The organism is Nonomuraea sp. NPDC050153 (assembly GCF_044460125.1).
In the GTDB taxonomy this organism is placed as follows: Bacteria; Actinomycetota; Actinomycetes; order Streptosporangiales; family Streptosporangiaceae; genus Nonomuraea.
Window position 1 is genome coordinate 94,880 of the sequence record NZ_JBITJQ010000022.1, and the last position, 20,798, is coordinate 115,677.

The window sequence follows — 20,798 nt, forward strand, 5'->3', positions numbered from 1 at the left end:
GTTATGGGGGTTCGACGTGAATCAGTTCCAGCCGCTGGCGGCGGACGATCCGCGGCGGCTGGGGACGTATGAAATCGTCGCCCGGCTCGGCGAGGGCGGCCAAGGCGTTGTCTATTTGGGTAAGAGCGAGTCCGGGGAGCAGGTAGCGGTCAAGCTGCTGCACAACGCCCTGGTGGCCGACGCCGACGCCAGGACGAGGTTCCTGCGCGAGGTGGCGGTGGCGCAGCGGGTGGCCAGGTTCTGCACCGCTCCAGTGCTCCACGCCGACCTCGACGGGAGCCGGCCGTACATCGTGAGCGAGTACGTCCCGGGGCCGTCGCTGCGTGAGATGGTCATCAACGAGGGACCCCGGCGGGGCGCGGCGCTCGAACGGCTCGCGATCAGCACGGCCACGGCGCTCGCGGCCATCCACCGCGCCGGCATCCTGCACCGCGACTTCAAGCCCGCCAACGTGCTGATGGGGCCCGAGGGCCCCGTCGTGATCGACTTCGGCATCGCCCGCGCCCTGGACTCGCCCGGCGCGACGGCCACGGGGATGGCCATGGGCACGCCCTCGTACCTGGCGCCCGAGCAGCTCAGCGGGGCCGCGGTGTCGGAGGCGGCCGACGTGTTCGCGTGGGGCGTCACGATGGTGTTCGCGGCGACGGGCAAGCCCGCCTTCGGCGCCGACTCCATTCCCGTGGTGATGAACCGGATCCTGAACGAGGAGCCGGAGCTCGGGCGGATGGAGGGCGTGCTCGGGGAACTGGTCGGCCTCTGCCTCTCGAAGGACCCCTCGCAGCGGCCCAGCGCGGACGAGCTCATCGTCCGCCTCACCGGCCAGCCGGCCCCGAAGTCAGCCATCGAGCCCGTGACGGGCCAGCAACTCGTCGGCGGCGCCGCGGCAGCCGCCGCCGGAGCCCAGGCGAGCGCGGAGGGCGCCCCCGCCTCGGGCCAGGACGTCTACCCGGGCCCCTGGACCCAGCCCACCGGCCCCGTCCCGGCTCCCCCGCAGACGGGTCCGTACGGCCGCCCCGCCGCCGCCCAGGCCGCGGCTCCCCTGCCGGGCGGCCCGCAGCCGGGCGCCCCCGTCAACGGCCCGCAGCCGGGTCCCGTCCAGGGCGGCCCCCAGGCGGGAGCCCTTCCTGGCGGGCCTCAGGCAGGAGCCTTCCAAGGCGGCCCCCAGGCGGGAATGCCCGGCACGCCTCAGCCAGGAGGGATGCCCGGGAACGCCGCCGCCATGCCCGGCAACGGCCCGCAGGCGGGAGGACCCCACGGGGCATCCCAGGCAGGCCCGCAGACGCCGCTTCAGGGCGCCCCGCTGGGGATGGCCGCGCCGGGGATGCCGCCGCACGGCCCCGGAACGCCCCAGGGCCAGCCCCCCTTCCAGCCGGGAGCGGCGCGCCCGGGTGGACCGGGCAGGCCCGGACCCCAGGGCGGTCCCACCCGCCCCGGCGGCCCGTCGGGCCCCGGTGACAACGCGCCCGCCAAGCAGCGTCGCACGCTGACGCTCGCCCTGTCCGGAGCCGCGGCCGCCGCCCTCCTCGTGGTCGTCGGCGCCGTGGTGGTGCAGGCGAACAGCAAGGAGGTCCCGGTGGTGGCCGTCGGCAACTCCTCCAACAAGACCAACGGCGACGCCTCGGGCGGCGGCCAGCCCGTCGACCCGCCGCCCGGCGACCAGACCCCGGCACCGATGCCCACGGACAACTCGGTCTCGGTGCCCACCCTGAGCCTGGAGCCGACGGAGTCCAAGAAGGCGAAGCAGCACACCAAGCAGCCGGACCCCATCTCCCAGGTCCCGAACCCGGTCACGCAGCAGCCTCAGCCCCAGACCCGGCCCACGACCAAGCGGCCGGAGCCCACCCCGACCCAGACCAAGCAGAAGAAAAAGTCCTCCGACATGGTCGACCCGGTGGTGGAGCCCACGCTGAGCGACACGACGGCCCAGCCGAATCCCAGCTCCACGGTCTCGGCCCGGCCCAGCAGCAAGCCGACCAAGACCTACGGCCCGCGCAAGCCGAACCCGTACAACGCGGCGTCCGTGTGCGGTTCGGGATACAAGGTCATCGACTCGCGCTCCATTGCCTCCGGCAATGCCACCGTCTATCTTCTGTACAACTCCGGCCAGGGCAAGAACTGCGTGATCACGATGTCGCGCATGCTGTACCCGGAGAAGGCGCAGATGAACGCCATCCTTCAGGTGAAGGGTGGCTCCAGCGCCAGCAACCCCGGCAACTTCACCGCGTACGCGGGTCCGATCCGCCTGCCCGGAAAGAAGAAGTGCGTGATCTGGGGCGGCGCCTGGGGCGGGCAGAGCTGGAAGTCCGGCTGGAGCCACTGCACCTGACCTGACAACGACATCCACCGAAAAGGGCCCCTTGCGCGGGGCCCTTTTTGCGTTAGCGTAGTTGACGTGATCGTCAGGTCTTCGGTGCCGACGTCCAGGGGTAGGCGGACGCGGGCCGCGCTGCTGCAGGCCGGCCGGGAGGCGTTCGAGGAGCACGGGTACGACGCCGTGCGGATCGACGACGTGTGCGGGCGGGCGCGGGTGTCCCATGGCACGTTCTACACCTACTTCGACTCCAAGGAAGCCCTGTTCGGCGAGGTGGCGGCGGCCGTGGTCGGGGAGATGTTCGCGGCGAGCGTCGTCGGCGCGGCGGCGGCGCCCGGTGACCCGTACGCCCGGATCGAGGCGGCCAACCGGCTGTACCTGCGGGCCTGGGCGGCGAACTCGCGGCTGGTGCGGATGGTGGAGCAGGCGGCCACGTCCGAGGAGAGGTTCGGGAGGTTGCTGCTCGAACTGCGGGAGGTGTTCGTGCGGCGGGGCGCGGAGGGGTTGCGGCGGCTGCAGGAGCAGGGGCTGGCCGATCCGGAGCTGGACCCGCGGCTGACCGCCGTCATGCTGGGCGGGATGGTGGAGCACTTCGCCCACGTGTGGCTGGATCTCGGGGAGCGGGCCGACGAGCAGGTGGCGGTCGACCACCTGACGCGGCTGTGGGCGCGGGCGATCGGGTTGACGGGGACGTCAGGTTCGCGGGAGGAGGACGCGTGATCAGGAGCAGGCTCGACACCGAGGGTGACGACTACCGCGGGCGCCGCGAGGCCATGCTCGCCAAGCTGGGCGGGCTCGACGCCGAGCACGCCAAGGCGGTGGCCGGGGGCGGCGAGAAGTACGTCGAACGGCACCGCCGGCGCGGCAAGCTCCTGGCCAGGGAGCGGATCGAGCTGCTGATCGACCCCGACTCGCCCTTCCTGGAGCTGTCGCCGCTGGCCGCCTGGGGCAGCGAGTTCCCGGTCGGGGCCGGAATGGTCTCGGGGATCGGCGTGATCGAGGGCGTCGAGTGCGTGATCACGGCGAACGACCCCACGGTCCGCGGCGGCGCCTCGAACCCGTGGACGCTGAAGAAGTCCCTCCGGGCGGCCGACATCGCGCTGCGGAACCGGCTCCCGTACGTGAACCTGGTCGAGAGCGGCGGCGCGGACCTGCCGACGCAGAAGGAGATCTTCATCCCGGGTGGCCGGATATTTCGGGACCTGACCCGGTTGTCGGCGGCGGGTGTTCCGACCATCGCGTTGGTGTTCGGGAACTCCACGGCAGGCGGCGCTTACGTGCCCGGCATGAGCGACTACGTGGTGATGGTGCGGGAACGAGCGAAAGTGTTCCTGGGCGGCCCGCCCCTCGTGAAGATGGCCACCGGGGAGGAGTCGGACGACGAGTCGCTGGGCGGGGCCGAGATGCACGCCAGGACCAGCGGCCTGGCCGACTATCTCGCCCTGGACGAGCACGACGCGCTGCGGATCGGCCGGCGGATCGTCCGTTCCCTCGGCTGGCACAAGCAGGGCGTGACCCCGCACGCGGCCCGGGAGCCCGCGTACCCGGCCGAGGAGCTGCTGGGGATCGTCCCCGAGGACCTGAAGGTGCCGTTCGACCCACGCGAGGTGATCGCGCGGGTGGTGGACGGGAGCGAGTTCGAGGAGTTCAAGCCGCTGTACGGCGCCTCCCTCGTGACCGGCTGGGCGCGGATCCACGGCTACCCGGTGGGCGTGCTGGCGAACGCGCGCGGCGTGCTGTTCAGCGAGGAGTCGCAGAAGGCCACCCAGTTCATCCAGCTCGCGAACCAGTCGCGCACTCCGCTCCTGTTCCTCCAGAACACGACCGGTTACATGGTCGGCAAGGACTACGAGCAGGGCGGCATCATCAAGCACGGCGCCATGATGATCAACGCGGTGTCCAACTCGACCGTCCCCCACCTCACCGTCGTCATGGGCGCCTCGTACGGGGCGGGGAACTACGGCATGTGCGGGCGCGCCTACGAGCCCCGCTTCCTGTTCAGCTGGCCGAGCGCCAAGTCGGCGGTGATGGGCCCGGCACAGCTCGCCGGGGTGCTGTCCATCGTGGGCCGCGCGTCGGCGCGGGCCAAGGGCCAGGCGTACGACGAGGAGGCCGACGCGGCGATGCGCGCGATGGTGGAGGCCCAGATCGAGTCGGAGTCGCTGCCGTTCTTCCTGTCGGGCCGCCTGTACGACGACGGGGTCATCGACCCGCGCGACACCCGTACCGTCCTGGGCCTGTGCCTGTCGGCCGTCAACAGCGCGCCGGTGCCCGAACCGGCGGGATTCGGGGTGTTCCGGCCATGATCACCCGGCTGCTCGTCGCGAACCGGGGCGAGATCGCCCGCCGCGTCTTCCGCACCTGCCGGCTGCTCGGCATCTCCACGGTCGCCGTCTTCTCCGACCCCGACGCGGACGCGCCGCACGTGGCCGAGGCCGACCTGGCCGTACGGCTGCCGGGCGCCCGCCCGTCCGACACGTACCTGGACATCGGCCGTGTACTGGACGCCTGCCGCGCCTCCGGTGCGGACGCCGTGCATCCCGGATACGGGTTCCTGTCCGAGAACGCGGAGTTCGCGCAGGCCGTGCTGGACGCCGGGCTGGTGTGGGTCGGGCCGCCGCCCGGGGCCATCGCGGCCATGGGGTCCAAGGTCGGGGCGAAGCGGCTGATGGCGGAGGCGGGGGTGCCCGTGCTCCCCTCGCTGGACCCGGAGGCGCCCGGGGAGTTCCCGGTCCTGGTCAAGGCGTCGGCCGGTGGGGGCGGGCGCGGCATGCGGATCGTCCGCGCGGCCGGGGAGCTGGCGCGGGAGGTCGAGTCGGCGCGGCGCGAGTCGGCGGCGGCGTTCGGCGACGGAACCGTGTTCGTGGAGCCGCTGCTGGAGCACGCCAGGCACATCGAGGTGCAGGTGCTGGCCGACCGGCACGCCACCGTGTGGGCGCTGGGCGAGCGCGAGTGCAGCGTGCAGCGGCGGCATCAGAAGGTCGTCGAGGAGTGCCCGTCGCCGGGGATATCGGCCGAGCTGCGGGAGCGGTTGTGCGAGGCGGCGGTCAGGGCCGCCCGGAAGATCGGCTATGTCGGGGCCGGGACGGTGGAGTTCCTGGTCAGGGGGGACCGGGTGGCGTTCCTGGAGATGAACACCCGGCTCCAGGTCGAGCATCCGGTCACCGAGCTGGTCCACGGGGTCGATCTGGTGCGGCTGCAGCTGGAGGTGGCCGAAGGGGCCGCGCTGCCGGCAATGCCACCCGAACCGTCCGGGCATGCCGTGGAGGTGCGGCTTTATGCGGAGGACGAGGATTATCTGCCGCAGAGCGGGGTGCTGCGGCGGTTCGAGGTGTCCGGAGAGGTGCGGGTGGATTCGGGGGTGGGGTCCGGGTCGGTGATCTCGCCGTACTACGACCCGATGCTGGCGAAGGTGATCGGGTACGGGTCGTCGCGGGCGGAGGCGGTGCGGAAGCTGGTCACGGCGCTTCGGCGGGCGAAGCTCCACGGGGTTACGACGAATCGCGATTTGCTTGTAAAAATCCTGACAAATCCGGCTTTTGGGGCTGGCGACACCCACACCGGCTTCCTCGCCCCCGGCGGCCCTCTTCACGGTGGCCCTCTTCACGGCGGGCCCCTTCACGGTGGCCATCCGGACGAGGCCAGCGGTGCGGTCGGCGGGGTAGCCGATGAGCTGCCGGTGCTGGCCGCCGCCCTGGCCATGGCCGCCGCCAACCGCCGCCGGGCCAAGGCGCTGGCGGGCCTCCCGAGCGGCTGGCGCAACGTGCGCTCCCAGCCCCGCCGGGCCCGCTTCGAGGAGGCCGAGGTCGTCTACGACCCGCTCCCTCAAGGCGTCACCGTGATCGGCGCGGAGCCGTACGAGGTGATCCTGGAACGCGACGGCGTCCGGCACACCTTCGAGGTGGCCCGGTACGACGAGGACGGCAAGGTCTACGTCGACCACGTCGGCGGGTGCGCCGAGCTGACCCCGGTCCCCCTCCTGCCCGAGCCGGTCGAGCACGTCGCCCCCGGATCCCTGCTGGCCCCCATGCCGGGCAGCGTGCTCCGGGTCGAGGTGGAGCCCGGCGACCGGGTGACGAAGGGGCAGCCGGTGCTGGTGCTCGAGGCGATGAAGATGGAGCATCGGATCGCGGCGCCGTCCGACGGCGTGGTGTCGGACGTACACGTCGAAAAAGGCCGGCAGGTCGAAGCGGGCGCGGTGCTGGCGATCATCCAGGAGGAGACCTCATGACGAGCCTGGTGCACAAGGATCTGGCGGCGGGCGTCGCGACCGTCACGCTGGACTCGCCGCCCAACCGCAACGCCCTGTCCGTACGGCTCCTCGCCGACCTGGCCGACCGGCTCCGCTGGGCGCTGGCCGAGCCGGAGGCCAGGGTGATCGTGCTGACCGGCACCGGGAACGTGTTCTGCTCGGGCGCCGACCTCAAGGAGCAGAAGGCCTCGGGGGCGGCGGTGACGGCGTCGTTCCCCGACGTCCTCACGCTGCTCTGGGAGAGCCCGAAGCCGGTGATCTGCCGGCTGAACGGCACGGCGCGGGCGGGCGGCCTGGGGCTGGTGGCGGCGTGCGACTTCGCGATCGCGCCGCTGACGGCGTCGTTCGCCTTCTCCGAGGTACGGCTCGGCGTCGTGCCCGCCATGATCTCGGTGCCGGTGCTGCGCAGGGTCGAGCCCCGGGCGGCGGCCGAGTACTTCCTGACCGGGGAGGTGTTCGACGCGGCCCGCGCGGCGGAGATCGGGCTGCTCTCGCGGGCCGTGCCGGAGGACGAACTGGACGCGACGGTCGGGCGCTTCGCCGAGCTGCTGATCAAGGGCGGCCCCGAGGCCCTGGCCATCACGAAGCGGCTGGTGCGGGAGGTGCCCGCGATGCCGTTCGAGGAGGGGCTGCGGCGGATGACCGAGTTGTCCGCCGAGCGCTTCACCTCGGAGGAGGGGCAGGAGGGCATCGCGGCGTTCAGGGAGAAGCGGCCGCCCAAGTGGACCGCGCGATGACGCTGCGCATCGCCAACTGCAGCGGCTTCTACGGCGACCGCCTCTCGGCCGCCAGGGAGATGGTCGAGGGCGGGCCGATCGACGTGCTCACCGGGGACTGGCTGGCCGAGCTGACCATGTTCATCCTCGCCGGGAACCGGCTGAAGGGCCGTCCCGGGTACGCGCCGACGTTCCTCCGCCAGTTGGAGGACGTCCTGGGCCCTTGTCTCGACAGATCCATCAAGATCGTGGCCAACGCCGGTGGCCTGGATCCGGCCGGCTGCGCGGAGGCGGTCCACGACCTGGCCGACCGCCTCGGTCTCTCTCCCACGGTCGCCCACGTCACGGGAGACGACCTCACCGGCCGCTCCCTGGACCTGGCCAACGCCGACACCGGCGAGCCCCTCACCGCCGCTCCCCTGACCGCGAACGCCTATCTCGGCGGCCGCCCGATCGCCGCCGCCCTCGCGGCGGGCGCGGACGTGGTGGTGACCGGCCGCGTGACGGACGCCGCCCTGGTGACCGGCCCCGGCATCTGGCGGTACGGGTGGGGGCCCGGCGACCTGGACCAGCTCGCGGGCTCGGTGGTCGCCGGGCATGTCATCGAGTGCGGCTGCCAGGCGACCGGCGGGAACTACGCGTTCTTCCAGGACGTGCCGGACCTGGCGCACTGCGGCTTCCCCATCGCCGAGCTGAACGCGGACGGCTCCGCCGTGATCACCAAGCACCCCGGCACCGGCGGGCTGGTCTCGGTGGGCACGGTCACGGCGCAGCTCGTGTACGAGCTCGGGAGCCCGCGCTACCTGGGGCCCGACGTCGTGGCCCGCTTCGACACGATCACGCTCACGGACGACGGCCCCGACCGCGTCCTGATCTCGGGCGTCCGAGGAGAGCGGCCGCCCGACACCCTCAAGGTGGCCGTCAACTACCTGGCGGGCTACCGCAACACGATGACCCTGGTGCTGACGGGCCTGGACGTGGAGGCCAAGGCCCGGGCCGCCGAGGACGCCCTCTGGGCCCGCGTCCCCCGGGACTCGTTCGACCGGGTGGACGTGGAGCTGACGGACTCCGGACTGCTGCGGATCACGGTCATGGACGCCGACGAACGCCGGGCGGGACGGGCGTTCTCCTCCGCCGTGGTGGAAACGGGGCTTGCCAGCTACCCGGGCTTCTACGCCCTCACCCCGCCGGGCAACGCCACGCCGTACGGGGTCTACTGGCCCGTCCTCGTCCCGGCCTCGGAGGTCCGCCCCCGGGTCTTCGTGGATGGCCGTGAACTCCCTCCCGCGCCCGGCCCGGCACCCGCACCCCCAGCGAACGCGCCGGTCACGACGGGGCACGCACCCGCAGGCGACCGGCAGGCGACTGAGCACGCGCTTTCGGACGACGCGCAGGCGGCGGGCGCGGCGGGCGGTGGACGCGAGGCCGCCGAGGCGCACCCCGCACCGGCCCTCCTCCCAGCGCCGGGCCGGCGTGAGAGAGGTGGGCGGGTGGCGTTGGGCAGGATCGCCGGGGCGCGGTCCGGGGACAAGGGTGGGAACGCGAACCTGGGCGTGTGGGCCGACACGCAGGAGCGGTACGAATGGCTGGCGGCCCACCTCACCCCCGACACCCTCAAGCGTCTCCTCCCGGCCCTCGCCCGGCACCGCGTCGACCGCCACGAGCTCCCCAACATCAAGGCGCTCAACTTCGTCGTCCACGGCCTCCTGGGCAGGGGTGTGGCGGCGAGTCCGAGGATGGACCCCCAGGCAAAGGCGCTGGGCGAGGAGCTGCGGGCGAAGGAGATGGACATACCGCCGCACCTACGGGACTGAGCGCCAGCCCAGCAGCCCGGCCCCCAGGAGCCCCGCCCGCACCCCGAGCGGCGACGCCGCCACCTCCGGCGCCGGCCGGAACGCCAGCCGCCCCGCCAGCCGCTCCCGCAGCGGCACCAGCAGCGCGTCCCCCGCCAGCGAGACCCCGCCCCCGATGACGATGCGCGCCGGGTCGAGCAGCAAGGTGTACGTCGCCAGCGCCAGGGCGAGCGCGTCCACGGCCGACGACCACACCTCCGCCGCCCGCGCGTCCCCTTCGGAGGCCAGGCGCACGACGTCCGCGGCGGTTCCCGAGCCGTACCGGGCCGCGACGGCCCCGCCCGACGCGTACGCGGAAAGGCAGCCCCGCTGCCCGCACCCGCACTCCAGCCCGCCGGGCCGGACCGGGATGTGCCCGATCTGCCCGGCGAAGCCCCCTGCTCCCCCGTACGGCGAGCCCGACAGGACGACCGCGCCCGCGATACCCGTGCCGATGGGCAGGAACAGCACGTCGTCCCCACCCGCCCCGTAGGCCAGCTCGGCCTCCCCCGCCGAGCGGACGTCGTGCCCGAGCGCCACCGGAAGGTCCACGTCCGCGAACGACGAGACGGGCACGTCCCGCCACCCGAAGGCGGCGGAGTAGACGGCGTGGGTGGGCGTGACCAGCCCCGGCACCGCCAGCCCCACGGCCAGCGGGCGCCGCCCGGCGCGGGGCCGCGCCAGGTCGGCGACGAAGGCGGAGACGGCCGCGATCACCTGGTCGGCGCCACGGGGCGTCGCACGTCGCTCAAAATGCAGAATTGTCCCGTCGCGGGCGACAAATCCGCCTTTGAGGGTGGTACCGCCGACATCGAGTGCAACGACGTAATCCATCGACCCATCGTCCCGTAGGGTGCGTGCATGACCATCCGCCGCCTCACCCAAGACGACCTGGACGCCTGCACCCGCCTGGCCGAGGACCGCGACTGGCTCCCCGAGCGCCACAAGTGGCGCCTGCTGTTCGAGGTCGGCGAGGTGTACGGCATCGACGCCCCCGACGGCGACGGCCTGGCCTCCACGAACGTCCTGACCCGCTACGGCGACGACCAGGCCGTGGTCAGCATGGTCCTCACGGCGTCCAGGTACGCCAGGCAGGGGCTGGCCCGCCGGCTCATGGAGCACGCCATGGAACAGGCCGGCGACCGTACGGTCTCCCTCTTCGCCACCGACAACGGCCGGCCCCTGTACGAGCAGATGGGGTTCCGCGCCATCGGCGGCGTCGTCAAGCACACGGGCGTGTTCGAGGGCGAGCCGTCGGGCCGGACCCGCCCCGCCGCGGAGGCCGACCTGGACGACATCGTGAAGCTGGACGCCGAGCTGTTCGGAACGGACAGGTCGGCGCTGCTGGGGCGGATGTTCGACTTCGGCGAGCGGGTACGGATCGCGGACGGCGGCTTCGGCCACTGCTGGCGCAACGACGACAACACCGTGATCGGGCCGGTCGTGGCGCGGGACGAGGAGAGCGCGCGGGCGCTGATCGGCGACCTGGCGCTGGACGCGGGCGGCGAGGTGCGGATGGACCTGGACGAGGCGATGGACGGCCTGGTCACGTGGGCGGTGGCGCACGGCATGGGCCACCCGTGGCGGACCGCCAGGATGGTGTGCGGCGGCGACCTGCCCGGCGACCGTGCCCGCCAGTTCCTGCCGTTCATGCAGGCGCTGGGCTGACGGGACGGGCAGCCCGGCGAGGCCGCCACAGGGCCGCCACGGGGCCGCCACGGGTTGACCGGGTGCGCGGCGCTCTCGTAGGGTCGGTCGGCCAGAATATGATTCTGCCGAAGGGCGATCATGACCTCCACCCACATCGACGTCAGCGCCATCGACTTCGCCGAGCTCAGCGCGTGGATGGACGCCCAGGGCCTGCCCGGCGGCCCGATCGCGGGCGTGGCGCCGGTCCTGGGCGGCACGCAGAACGTCATGGTCCGCTTCGAGCGCGGCGGCCACCCGTACATCCTGCGCCGGCCTCCCCTGCACGCCCGCGGCAAGAGCAACGAGGTGCTGCGCCGCGAGGCGCGGGTGCTGGCGGCGCTGCGCGACACGGCCGTGCCCGCGCCCAGGCTGGTGGCCGCGCAGACCGCGCGGGAGCCGGTGTTCTACCTGATGGAGCCGGTCGACGGGTTCAACCCCTCGACGGGGCTGCCGGAGCCGCACGCCTCCGACGCCGCGATCAGGCACCGGATGGGGCTGGAGGCCGCCGGCGCGCTGGCCGAGCTGGGGCGGGTCGATCCGGGGGTGCTGCCGGGGTTCGGCAGGCCGGAGGGGTTCCTGGAGCGGCAGGTGCCGCGCTGGCTCAAGGAGCTCGACTCGTACGGCGAGCTGGACGGCTATCCGGGCCCCGACATCCCGGGCCTGCCCGAGACGGCCGGCTGGCTGGAGCGCAACCTGCCCCGGACGTTCGCCCCGGGGATCATGCACGGCGACTACCACTTCGCGAACCTGATGTTCGCCTGCGACGGCCCCCGCGTGGCCGCGATCGTCGACTGGGAGATGTGCACGATCGGCGACCCGCTGCTCGACCTCGGCTGGCTGCTGGCCACCTGGCCCGGCAACAACGGCCACGTCCCCGGGCTGCCGGAGCCGCGCGAGCTGATCGAGTACTACGCGGCGCTGTCCGAGCGCGACCTGTCGGCCGTCGGCTGGTACGCGGTGATGGCCTGCTTCAAGCTCGGCATCGTCCTGGAGGGCTCACACGCTCGGGCGTTCGCGGGCAAGGCACCAAAGGACATAGGGGACGCTCTCCACGCAACCACCCTGGAGCTGTTCGAACGGGCACAAGAGTTTATGGACGGCATTCTCGGCTGATTTCCGGAAAAACGATCACTTCTTAAGCCCCGAGTCGTACAATTGCGCGCAATTGCACCTGTTATCGGGGAAGGATCGTCATGCGAATGCGGTTCCTCGGCTCCACCTCGGAGGCGGGCGCCTGTCCCACCCTGTACGAGACCGACCGCGGCACCATCGTCGTGCAAGGTCTGCAAGTCACCGACGCGGAGGCTCTCGCGGACCTCCGCGACGTGCTCGACGGCGAGACCGCGGTCGAAGTTCCGCGCGAGCTCATCACCGAAATCGCCCGCCGGGTCCTCCCCGACGGCCCGGCAACCGCTTTCCCGACCAGCGGAGGAACACTCTCGGCAACCGGTTGATCACAATTGCGCATGATGCTGGCATGATCCACGCAAGCAGGGCTAGCCTCTTGCGGCGTGACGTCGTTTCAGCAGGCGCGCATCGACCTCGGCGGCCAGCTACGCCAGCTGCGCGAGGGCGCGCATCTGTCGGGCAAGGAGCTGGCCCAGCGGTTGAGCTGGCAGCCGTCCAAGGTCTCCCGCCTGGAGAACGCCCGGCAGACCGCCACGGAGGATGACGTGGTCGTGTGGGCGCAGGCCGTACGCGCCTCGCCCGACACGACCGACGAGCTCATCAGGCAGGCCATCGCGCTGCTCGAACGGCACGACGACTGGAAGCAGCGCCACCGCAGCGGCCTGGCCGCGCTCCAGGAGGACATCCGCGACCTGGAGTCGCGCACGAAGCTGTTCCGCGTGTTCGAACCGGGCATCATCGTGGGCCTGCTGCAGACCTCCGAGTACGCCAGGCACGTCTTCCGCAAGGTCAAGCGCCTCTACAGCGCGGCCGACCAGATCGACGCGGCGGTCCGGGTGCGGATGCAGCGCCAGGAGATCCTCTACGACCGGACGCGCACGTTCAGGTTCGTGGTGACGGAGGCGGCACTGCGCACCGCCCTCGCCCCGCCCGAGGTGATGCGCGGCCAGCTCGACCGATTACTGGCGGTCAGCACGCTGCCGAACGTCGAGTTCGGCGTCATCCCGTTCAGCACGGAGCTGCCGGCGAACCCGATCAACGGCTTCTGGATCTACAACGAGGCCATGGTCGCGGTGGCCACCATGACGAAAGACCTGGTCCTTCGCGATCCCGACGACATCGGCTTCTACGTCCGGGCGTTCGACGACTACGCGAAGGTGGCGGAGTTCGAGGAAGCCGGACGGGAGGTCATCATCGGAATTCTTCACGATTACCGCAAACAAACATCACATTAAACGCAGCAATTGCTTGCCTCCCCACCCAAGATCGTGCAATTCTGTCGCGAGACGTTGCGGAGGTGACGCATGATGCTTGATACCGCGCTGTGCCTCGAGCGGTTCGCCTGGCACGCGGGTCGTCACGCTGACCTGACCGTCCAGAGCCTCGCCCTGTCGAGCGACCCGGCCTACGTGTCGGTCCGCAACCGCTTCTCGGCCACGCTGACGGAGACGGTGACGTGCTCGGACGAGGGCGCGTACATCACGTCGTGGGGCTACCGCCTGGGCACCGCCGAAGACGTCGAGTCCGCCGCCGCCCGCCTCGCCTACCTCCTCGCGGCCCTCCCCGCCTGACCCTCGCCCCACCCGGTCCAAAACACGCCTTACGGCGATCAGTGGTACGGCCATAAGAACATCAAGAAGGCGATTGACATCGTTGTCAAGGCCGCCCGGCCGTCTACGGCACCCGCGCCCCCGCCGCGAGATCGTGGTAGGCGTCCCACAGCTCGCCCAGGAACAACCGGCCGAACCTCGCCAGCCCCGCGGCCCCGTCGGGCCCCCACGTGCGGAACGTCGTCAGCTGGTGCAGGAAGTCCGGCAGGTGGATCCGGATGACGCCCGCGGCGACCACCTCGGCCTCCGAGTCGTCCGCCGGGCGGGTGTGCCCGCGCAGGATCCGGACGTACAGGGTGGAGGTGTCGGGCCAGATGTCCGCCCCGGGGTCGTCGTGCACGTCCTTGAACCCGGTGAGCGTCAGCGGGGCGTCACCGTCGCCGGTGAAGTGGAGGCGGTAGAGCATCCGCCGGCGGGCCGGCTCCTCGCCCGCCACGAACAGGTTGAACGACCCGTCCTCCACCCGCAGGCGACCGCCGCCGACCACGGGGCAGGTCACCCACCCGGCGGCGGACGCCTCGTGCCCGGCGTCGGCCACGAACCGCTCGACGTCGCCGGCGGTGATGGTGAGGTGGACCGCCAGCGGGTGCCCGTTCGCGCGCCCCAGCCGCTCTCCCTCCTCCGGGTCGGCGGAGCCGGGCATGACGTGGCCGCGCATCTCCTCGGTGAAGCTCAGGCCCGACGACGCGGCCCCGCCCTGCCGCGCCGTCCGGGACGCCGTCCGGGGCGCCGTCTCCAGGACGTGCTCGCAGGCCCGGTCCGCGAGAGCGGCGATGGTCAGGGACGGGTTGACGCCGACCGGGCCCGGCATGCACGCGCCGTCCAGGACGTACAGGCCCGGATGCCCGAACACCTCGCCGTACTCGTCCACGACGCCCTCCGCGGGGTGGCGTCCCATCGGGGCGCCACCGAGCGGGTGCACCGTGATCACCCTGCGCGCCAGCCACAGGGGGTTGTCGCGGTAGCCGGCCCGCAGGATCCGTGCCGTGTCCCGCATGACCGAGCGCAGCGTGCCGAAGTACGGCATGGACGTGCTGGTCGTCCAGTCGACGTCCAGGAAGCCGCGGCGCAGGCGCATCACGCCGTCGGGGATGTCGCGGCCCATGCCGAGCAGGGCCAGCGACCCGTCGGACAGGTGACCGTCGCCGAGCAGCGCGGCCAGCTCCGCGTTGATCCGGCTCTGCGGCGAGTGGCCGAGGAGGGCTCCGATCCTGCCCAGCAGGAACCTGCCGGCCCTCCTGGCCTGGCCGCGCGCCCCGGCGAACTCCCCCAGCCACTCGGCGAAGGGCGGATAGCCCGCGTCCTCGACCAGCATGCCCCGGCGGTCCCCCTGCCCCGTGTCGGCCGCGTCCGGCACCCGGATGGCGCTGGTGATCACCGGCCCTCGGCTGCCCTCCAGCGAGCGGTGGCGGCCCGCGCCGTCGCGGGCGTCCAGGATCAAGGTGAGGAGGTCGCCGTTGCCGCTGAAGCGGGCCCCGAGCATGGGGCTCAGGCCGGGGAACTCCGACATGCACGTCAGCAGCAGGTAGGTCGTCCCGAGCGTGCCCGCGGCCAGGACGAGCCGGTCACAGGTGATCGTGCGCTGCTGCAGCCGCCGGGTGTTGACCCGCCGCCGCCCCTCGCGCGGCTCGTGCACCACGTAGCTCACGGCGTAACCGCCGCCCGGAGCGGGGGCCAGCCAGCGCACCTCGTGCAGGGTACGGAGGTCGGCGCCGGCGTGCCGGGCCGCCGACAGGTAGGTGTGGTCGAGGGAGTTCTTGGCCCCGTCGTTGCAGCCGAGGTTGCACTCGCCGCGCAGCCGGCACGTCGTACGCGGCAGGCCGTGCAGGTTGCCGTACTCCGGGTCCGGGATGGGCAGGCCGGGAGCGGGCTGGGCGCCGGGCTCGGGGGCGAAGGCGACGGCCAGCGGCGGCAGCTCCCACTCCAGCCCCAGCCGCCCGGCCGCCTCGCGCATGGCGAGGGTCTTGGCCGTGGTGTCGTACGGACGCTGGCCGAGCGGGTAGCGCTGGGGCTTGAGCATCCGCTCCACCGCGTCGTAGTGCGGGTCGAGGTCGGCCCGCGTGACGGGCCAGTGTTCGTAGCCGCCGCCGGGCAGCGGGCTCTCCTTGACGAACCACCGTTCCGGCTTGCGCAGCAGCACGTTGGCGTAGATGAGGGAGCCGCCGCCGAGCCCGCTGGAGACGACCGCGTCGAGCCCGCGGAAGCTCCACAGGTCGAACAGCCCGAGCAAACCCTCGCTCGGGTCCCACAGGTTGCGGGCCGTCGCGGCGGGCGTCCGCGGGAACGAGCCCGGCGGGTACGGCCGGCCGCGCTCCAGCACGACCACCCGCAGCCCTGCCTCCGCGAACCGGCAGGCCGCCACGGAGCCCCCGAACCCCGAGCCCACCACGACGACGTCGGCGTGCTCACCGGCAGGGCGTCTTGCCAGGTCAGGACCGTTATAGCGCATTGTCTCTCCCTCGTCCGGAAGGGTCCGAAAAGGGGGGAGAGGTAGAATGCAAGAGTAACCGATCGGTGAGCTGAGCACCGGAATCAGGAGTCCAAACCAGGACTGCCGGCCCGCGGCCGGCAGTGCCCAAGATCAGGGCCCGAGATTGGGGCCCCGGGACTGGGCCCCGAGATTGGGGCCCGAAATGGCGATCGGTATGCATGGACGACCCGCTACACACGAACGCGTCGTACCCTTCACCGCCGGAGACGGCAAAAGCCTGCGTCTCGTCAACGTGCGCGGGCACACTCCGCCGGCGAAGGCCCCGGTCATCCTCGTGCACGGCGCGGGGGTCCGGTCCAGGGTGTTCCGCGCGCCGGTGCCCGCCGGCATCGTCGACGTGCTCGTCGCGGAGGGCTACGACGTCTGGCTGGAGGACTGGCGGGCCAGCATCGACCTCCCGCCCAATCCGTGGACGCTGGACCAGGCGGCCAAGCACGACCATCCCGCCGCGGTGCGCAAGATCGTCGAGGAGACCGGGGCGGACCGGATCAAGGCGATCATCCATTGCCAGGGGTCGACCTCGTTCATGATGTCCGCGTGCGCGGGCCTGGTGCCCCAGGTCGACACGATCGTCACGAACGCGGTCTCCCTGCATCCCGTCGTCCCGCGCTGGTCTCGGGCCAAGCTCCGGTACGCGGTGCCGCTCACGCGCAGGTTCCTGCCGTACCTCGATCCCTCCTGGGGCGACCGCCCGCCACCGGGCGTGGCCGCGCTGATCACCCAGCTGGTGAAGGCCGCCCACCCCGAGTGCGGGAGCACGGTGTGCAAGCTGGTCAGCTTCACGTACGGCAGCGGGTCCCCCGCGCTGTGGCGGCACGAGAACCTCGGCGCGGCCACGCACGACCTCTGGCTCCCGCACGAGTTCGGCCCGGTGCCGCTGACCTTCTTCCAGCAGATGGACAAATGCGTGCGCAGCGGCCACCTGGTCGCCTACGAGCACCTCGACGGCCTGCCGGACGACTACACGGCGCAGGAGCCGCGTACCGACGCCCGGATCGTCTTCCTGGCCGGCGAGCTGAACCGCTGCTTCCTCCCGGAGAGCCAGCGCCGCTCCTACGACTTCTTCTCCCGCTTCGCCCCCCACCACTCCCTCCACCTCCTATGCGGATACAGCCATCTGGACGTGTTCTTCGGCGAGCGCGCCCACCGCGACGTCTTTCCGCTGATCATCGAGGAGCTGGCCGGCACGCCGGCCCGGCACAGGGGGGACCGATGACCTTCATCGCAGGACGCCGGCGGGTGGCCGGCCGATTCGCCGACGTGGACGGCATCCCGTTCCGGATGCCGGTGGGGACGCTGGGCAGCCCGGCGCTCATCGCCGCGTACCCGATCGACCCGCGCGGCGCGCGTGAGGCGCTGCCGGAGGAGCTGAGCCCGTACCGGGTGCGCGGCGAGGGGGTGCTGGTGATCGCGGTCGTCGACTACCAGGACACCCCGATCGGCACGTACGTGGAGTTCGTCACCGGGATCCTGTGCACGCCGGGCGGCCGGCCCGCGCCGCCGCTGCTGCCGCTGCTGTTCAGCTCGCTCTTCGGCACCGGCGTCTACATCGCCGACATGCCGGTGAGCACGGAGATCTCCGTCAAGGGCGGCCTCGGCATCTGGGGCCTGCCCAAGCGCCGCGCCTCACTCGACTTCGTGACCGGCGAGTCCACGATCAGCAGCCAGTACGACCTCGACGGGCAGCTGGTCATGCGCGTGGACGTGCCGCGACCGCCGCGGGCGTGGCTGCCGATGCGCTACACCGCCACCGGCTACGCCTCCTTCCGGGGGATGCTCTGGAAGTCGTCCGTCGCGCTCCGCGGCCGGATGGGCCTGACGTGGGGCGGCGGCCCGCAGGACCGGCTCCTCATCGGCGAGCACGAACGCGCGGCGTGGCTGAGGCGGCTGGACATCCGCGACCGGCCGATCCTGACGGCCTACCTCCCGTCCGTGAGCGGGGTGCTCGACGACCACGTGGAGAGCTGGTTCCTGACCTCGGCCACGCCTCCCCCGCCGTCCCGGGACGGGCTGGAGTCCGTGGTCGGGCTGGGGCTCGGGCAGGACCGGCTGCCGCCGCCCAACCGCGCGGCGACGGACCGGCTGCTGAGCCCGTCCCGGCCGCGCGAGTACGTCACGCCCGCACCGTAGCCGATCGAGCGAGTACGTCACGCCCGCGCCGTAGCCGACCGCGCGAGTACGACACGCCCGCACCGTAGCCGACCGCTGACCGCCGACCGCTCACGGGGAGATCCGATGAAGCACCGCCTGCGTATCGCCGCGCGCCTCACGGCCGCCTCCGCCCACGCCACCGCGCCCACGGCCGAGTCCACCCGCGCCGAAGCGCCCGAGCGCGCCCGGCCGCCCACCGGCCGGGAACGGCCCGTCACCGGGGCCGGCTACCGCCGCTCGTGGTTCTGGACCGCCTACGACGCCCTGGCCCACGCACTCGACCGGCGCTTCGGCTGGCACCGGCTGCCCACCCCGCTCGGCCTGGCGGTCCTGGTGGGCGTCCGCAACCGGCTGCGTAAACAGAACCTGTACGACACCGGCCGCCTGCCCGCCCTCGGCCCGCCGCCGCCCGCCCCGGACCCGAAGGGCCACGAGGTACGGCGGACCGCCGACGGCTCGTACAACGACGTGGACCAGCCCGCCATGGGCATGGCCGGCACCCGGTTCGGGCGGAACGTCCCGCTCGACCGCACCTTCGCCGAGCCGCCCGAGCGGGTCATGACGCCGAACCCGCGCACGATCAGCCGGCGGCTCATGACGCGCACCCGGTTCCAGCCCGCGAGCTCCCTCAACGTCCTGGCCGCGACCTGGCTGCAGTTCATGATCAGGGACTGGTTCAGCCACGGGATCAGCCCGTCGGAGGACCCGTGGACCATCCCGCTGGAGCCGGGCGACGACTGGCCCCAGCCCCTGCTGACGATCCCGCGCGTCCCGCCCGACCCGACCCGCCCGCCCGGCTACGAGGGGCCCGCGACCTCGCTGAACACGCTCACCCACTGGTGGGACCTGTCGCTGGTCTACGGCATCGGCGACGAGGAGCAGCGGGCCCTGCGCACCGGCACCCGGGGCAGGATCCGCCATCGCCCGTCCGGGACCCGCGCGATGGCCGGGGGCAAGGCCGACCCGGCCCGCGAGCCGGGCTTCTGGCTCGGCCTGGTGATGATGCAGGGGCTGTTCGAGCACGAGCACAACGCCATCTGCGAACGGCTCCACGCCGAGTATCCCGCCTGGGGCGACGACGAGCTGTTCGAGCGCGCCAGACTGATCAACGCCGCGCTCGTCGCCAAGATCCACACCGTGGAGTGGACGCCCGCGGCCATCAGCCACCCCACGGCGGTGACGGGCCTGCGGGCCAACTGGTGGGGCATGGCCTCCGAGCGGATCAACAGGGCGCTGGGACGGATCAGCCGGAGTGAGGCGATCAGCGGCATCCCGGGTTCGCGGACCGACCACTTCGGGGTGCCGTTCAGCATCACCGAGGAGTTCTCGGCCGTCTACCGGATGCACCCGCTGATCCCCGACGACTACAGCCTGCGCCACCTGCGCGACGACTCCGGGATCAGGAACAGCACGCTGCGCGAGCTGTCCGGCCCCGCGGCACTGCGGGTCGCCTCGGCGATCTCACCCGCCGACCTGCTGTACTCCTTCGGGACCGAGCATCCCGGCGCGATCGTCCTGCACAACTTCCCGCGCCTGCTGCAGGAGTTCGAACGCCCCGACGGCAAGCTCGTGGACCTGGCGGCCACGGACCTGATCCGCTGCCGGGAGCTGGGCGTGCCCCGCTACAACGAGTTCCGCAGGCTGCTCGACCTACAGCCGGTGACCGGGTTCGACACGCTCACGGACGATCCGGCGCTGGCGGAGGAGCTGCGCGAGGTGTACGAGGACCGGCTGGAGGACGTCGACCTGATCGTGGGCATGTTCGCCGAGAAGCGCCCGGAAGGGTTCGCCTTCAGCGACACGGCCTTCCGGGTTTTCATCCTCATGGCCTCCCGGCGGCTCAACAGCGACCGGTTCTTCACTCCCGACTACGCCGAGCGCGTCTACACCAAGGCAGGGCTGGACTGGATCGCGGACAGCACCATGGCCTCCGTGATCCTGCGCCACCATCCGGAGCTGCGCCCGGCCCTGCACGGCGTGGACAACGCGTTCGCGCCGTGGCACAGGTCCCGCGCCACCGGCTGAGGTGCCGTCCCCGCCGTCACGCGAGCCGGTCGTCGTCCGACGGCAGGTCCGCGCCCGCCGCGGCGGGGACCGGCATGCCGGCCTCCACCCAGGCCAGCAGCTTCGTGCCGGGGCAGTCGGTGTCGCCGACCTGGATGTGGGCGCGCTTGGCCAGCGTACGGCCCGCCTTGGCGCACGCCTCGTCGTACAGGGCGCGGATCTTCAGCTTCGCCCCGTCGCTCGCCTGGTTCAGGCCGATGTAGGCGCATCCGATGCCGCTGACGTTGTGATTCAGGGCGTGGGCTCCCTTGACCTCCCAGCCACGGCCCTCGTACACGATGCCGTCGTCCCGTACGAGGAAGTTGTAGCCGATGTCGTTCCACCCCCGCACGTCCATGTGGAAGTCCTGGATCTCCCGCGGCGTCTGCGTCGTCGGTCCCTCGGTGTAGTGGACGATGAACTCGGTGCGCTGCGGCCAGGGGACCTGGACGACGTCGTCCGGGTCTCTCGGCGGGCGGGCGTTCCAGGCACGGCGCTTGACGATGCTGATCGCCATGGTCTCTCCCTCGTATGTGCTCGACTTTCCGCAGGTTAGGCGGCAGGCGGGCGGGAGA

Annotated in this window: 17 protein-coding genes; 14 read left to right on the top strand and 3 right to left on the bottom strand. The window is 72.2% G+C overall.

All coding sequences use genetic code 11. The annotated features are described in order from the left end of the window. The first annotated feature begins 16 nt into the window (after positions 1-16). From ACIBQ1_RS39655 to ACIBQ1_RS39680, 6 genes are all read left to right on the top strand, one after another. Positions 17-2,326 carry a protein kinase gene (locus ACIBQ1_RS39655; protein ID WP_397285124.1) on the top strand — a complete coding sequence of 770 codons (2,310 nt, stop codon included), beginning with the start codon at positions 17-19 and terminating at the stop codon, positions 2,324-2,326. A 66-nt stretch (positions 2,327-2,392) separates the two neighbouring features. After that, complete coding sequence (locus ACIBQ1_RS39660) at positions 2,393-3,031, top strand: TetR/AcrR family transcriptional regulator (protein WP_397285126.1); 639 nt, start codon at positions 2,393-2,395, stop codon at positions 3,029-3,031. Positions 3,032-3,084: 53 nt separating this feature from the next. After that, a complete protein-coding gene (locus tag ACIBQ1_RS39665) occupies positions 3,085-4,617 on the top strand; it encodes an acyl-CoA carboxylase subunit beta (protein WP_397285301.1) in 1,533 nt (510 codons plus the stop codon). After that, positions 4,614-6,542 (top strand): biotin carboxylase N-terminal domain-containing protein, encoded by a 1,929-nt coding sequence (locus ACIBQ1_RS39670; protein WP_397285128.1) that lies wholly within the window; start codon positions 4,614-4,616, stop codon positions 6,540-6,542. The genes ACIBQ1_RS39665 and ACIBQ1_RS39670 overlap by 4 nt, the downstream gene beginning before the upstream one ends. After that, complete coding sequence (locus ACIBQ1_RS39675; RefSeq protein ID WP_397285130.1) at positions 6,539-7,300, top strand: enoyl-CoA hydratase-related protein; 762 nt, start codon at positions 6,539-6,541, stop codon at positions 7,298-7,300. Before ACIBQ1_RS39670 ends, ACIBQ1_RS39675 begins: the two co-directional genes overlap by 4 nt. Continuing rightward, positions 7,297-9,093 carry an acyclic terpene utilization AtuA family protein gene (locus ACIBQ1_RS39680; RefSeq protein WP_397285303.1) on the top strand — a complete coding sequence of 599 codons (1,797 nt, stop codon included), beginning with the start codon at positions 7,297-7,299 and terminating at the stop codon, positions 9,091-9,093. Before ACIBQ1_RS39675 ends, ACIBQ1_RS39680 begins: the two co-directional genes overlap by 4 nt. On the opposite strand, the gene ACIBQ1_RS39685 is transcribed toward ACIBQ1_RS39680, so the two are convergent. Then, entirely contained in the window at positions 9,082-9,945 is an 864-nt protein-coding gene (locus ACIBQ1_RS39685) for an ROK family protein (protein ID WP_397285132.1), read from the bottom strand. The genes ACIBQ1_RS39680 and ACIBQ1_RS39685 overlap by 12 nt on opposite strands. A gap of 27 nt (positions 9,946-9,972) precedes the next feature. Here ACIBQ1_RS39685 and ACIBQ1_RS39690 point away from each other — a divergent pair, with 27 nt between their 5' ends. The 5 genes from ACIBQ1_RS39690 to ACIBQ1_RS39710 all read left to right on the top strand — a co-directional run bounded on the left by ACIBQ1_RS39690 (position 9,973) and on the right by ACIBQ1_RS39710 (position 13,499). Next, positions 9,973-10,779, top strand: coding sequence for a GNAT family N-acetyltransferase (locus ACIBQ1_RS39690; RefSeq protein WP_397285134.1), 807 nt, complete (start codon positions 9,973-9,975; stop codon positions 10,777-10,779). A 120-nt stretch (positions 10,780-10,899) separates the two neighbouring features. Further along, a complete protein-coding gene (locus ACIBQ1_RS39695; protein ID WP_397285136.1) occupies positions 10,900-11,913 on the top strand; it encodes a phosphotransferase family protein in 1,014 nt (337 codons plus the stop codon). Positions 11,914-11,999: 86 nt separating this feature from the next. Further along, positions 12,000-12,254, top strand: a complete 255-nt coding sequence (locus ACIBQ1_RS39700) for a hypothetical protein (protein WP_397285138.1) — start codon at positions 12,000-12,002, stop codon at positions 12,252-12,254. Between the two features lie 57 nt (positions 12,255-12,311). Next, the gene (locus ACIBQ1_RS39705) at positions 12,312-13,163 is read left to right on the top strand and encodes a helix-turn-helix domain-containing protein (protein ID WP_397285140.1); all 852 of its coding nucleotides are present in this window, start codon (positions 12,312-12,314) and stop codon (positions 13,161-13,163) included. Between the two features lie 69 nt (positions 13,164-13,232). Beyond that, positions 13,233-13,499, top strand: a complete 267-nt coding sequence (locus ACIBQ1_RS39710; protein ID WP_355370593.1) for a hypothetical protein — start codon at positions 13,233-13,235, stop codon at positions 13,497-13,499. 103 nt (positions 13,500-13,602) lie between these two features. On the opposite strand, the gene ACIBQ1_RS39715 is transcribed toward ACIBQ1_RS39710, so the two are convergent. Then, positions 13,603-15,987: a GMC family oxidoreductase gene (locus ACIBQ1_RS39715; protein ID WP_397285142.1), complete on the bottom strand. Its 2,385-nt coding sequence runs from the start codon at positions 15,985-15,987 to the stop codon at positions 13,603-13,605. Between the two features lie 196 nt (positions 15,988-16,183). On the opposite strand from ACIBQ1_RS39715, the gene ACIBQ1_RS39720 reads away from it, so the two are divergent. The 3 genes from ACIBQ1_RS39720 (at position 16,184) to ACIBQ1_RS39730 (ending at position 20,205) form a co-directional block, all read left to right on the top strand. Then, positions 16,184-17,245, top strand: coding sequence for a hypothetical protein (locus tag ACIBQ1_RS39720; protein ID WP_397285144.1), 1,062 nt, complete (start codon positions 16,184-16,186; stop codon positions 17,243-17,245). Next, positions 17,242-18,159, top strand: a complete 918-nt coding sequence (locus ACIBQ1_RS39725) for an acetoacetate decarboxylase family protein (protein WP_397285146.1) — start codon at positions 17,242-17,244, stop codon at positions 18,157-18,159. Before ACIBQ1_RS39720 ends, ACIBQ1_RS39725 begins: the two co-directional genes overlap by 4 nt. Positions 18,160-18,264: 105 nt before the next feature. Beyond that, positions 18,265-20,205 (top strand): peroxidase family protein, encoded by a 1,941-nt coding sequence (locus ACIBQ1_RS39730; protein ID WP_397285148.1) that lies wholly within the window; start codon positions 18,265-18,267, stop codon positions 20,203-20,205. A 16-nt stretch (positions 20,206-20,221) separates the two neighbouring features. On the opposite strand, the gene ACIBQ1_RS39735 is transcribed toward ACIBQ1_RS39730, so the two are convergent. Then, positions 20,222-20,740: an N-acetylmuramoyl-L-alanine amidase gene (locus tag ACIBQ1_RS39735; protein ID WP_397285150.1), complete on the bottom strand. Its 519-nt coding sequence runs from the start codon at positions 20,738-20,740 to the stop codon at positions 20,222-20,224. Positions 20,741-20,798 lie beyond the last annotated feature (58 nt).

Bases quoted from the DNA above. Each gene is read 5' to 3' on its own strand.
- ACIBQ1_RS39700 (WP_397285138.1), top strand. From the start codon at position 12,000: ATGCGGTTCCTCGGCTCCACCTCGGAGGCGGGCGCCTGTCCCACCCTG.
- ACIBQ1_RS39695 (WP_397285136.1), top strand. From the start codon at position 10,900: ATGACCTCCACCCACATCGACGTCAGCGCCATCGACTTCGCCGAGCTC.
- ACIBQ1_RS39730 (WP_397285148.1), top strand. From the start codon at position 18,265: ATGAAGCACCGCCTGCGTATCGCCGCGCGCCTCACGGCCGCCTCCGCC.
- ACIBQ1_RS39720 (WP_397285144.1), top strand. From the start codon at position 16,184: ATGCATGGACGACCCGCTACACACGAACGCGTCGTACCCTTCACCGCC.
- ACIBQ1_RS39665 (WP_397285301.1), top strand. From the start codon at position 3,085: ATGCTCGCCAAGCTGGGCGGGCTCGACGCCGAGCACGCCAAGGCGGTG.
- ACIBQ1_RS39690 (WP_397285134.1), top strand. From the start codon at position 9,973: ATGACCATCCGCCGCCTCACCCAAGACGACCTGGACGCCTGCACCCGC.
- ACIBQ1_RS39675 (WP_397285130.1), top strand. From the start codon at position 6,539: ATGACGAGCCTGGTGCACAAGGATCTGGCGGCGGGCGTCGCGACCGTC.
- ACIBQ1_RS39725 (WP_397285146.1), top strand. From the start codon at position 17,242: ATGACCTTCATCGCAGGACGCCGGCGGGTGGCCGGCCGATTCGCCGAC.
- ACIBQ1_RS39715 (WP_397285142.1), bottom strand. From the start codon at position 15,987: ATGCGCTATAACGGTCCTGACCTGGCAAGACGCCCTGCCGGTGAGCAC.
- ACIBQ1_RS39680 (WP_397285303.1), top strand. From the start codon at position 7,297: ATGACGCTGCGCATCGCCAACTGCAGCGGCTTCTACGGCGACCGCCTC.
- ACIBQ1_RS39710 (WP_355370593.1), top strand. From the start codon at position 13,233: ATGATGCTTGATACCGCGCTGTGCCTCGAGCGGTTCGCCTGGCACGCG.
- ACIBQ1_RS39735 (WP_397285150.1), bottom strand. From the start codon at position 20,740: ATGGCGATCAGCATCGTCAAGCGCCGTGCCTGGAACGCCCGCCCGCCG.
- ACIBQ1_RS39670 (WP_397285128.1), top strand. From the start codon at position 4,614: ATGATCACCCGGCTGCTCGTCGCGAACCGGGGCGAGATCGCCCGCCGC.
- ACIBQ1_RS39685 (WP_397285132.1), bottom strand. From the start codon at position 9,945: ATGGATTACGTCGTTGCACTCGATGTCGGCGGTACCACCCTCAAAGGC.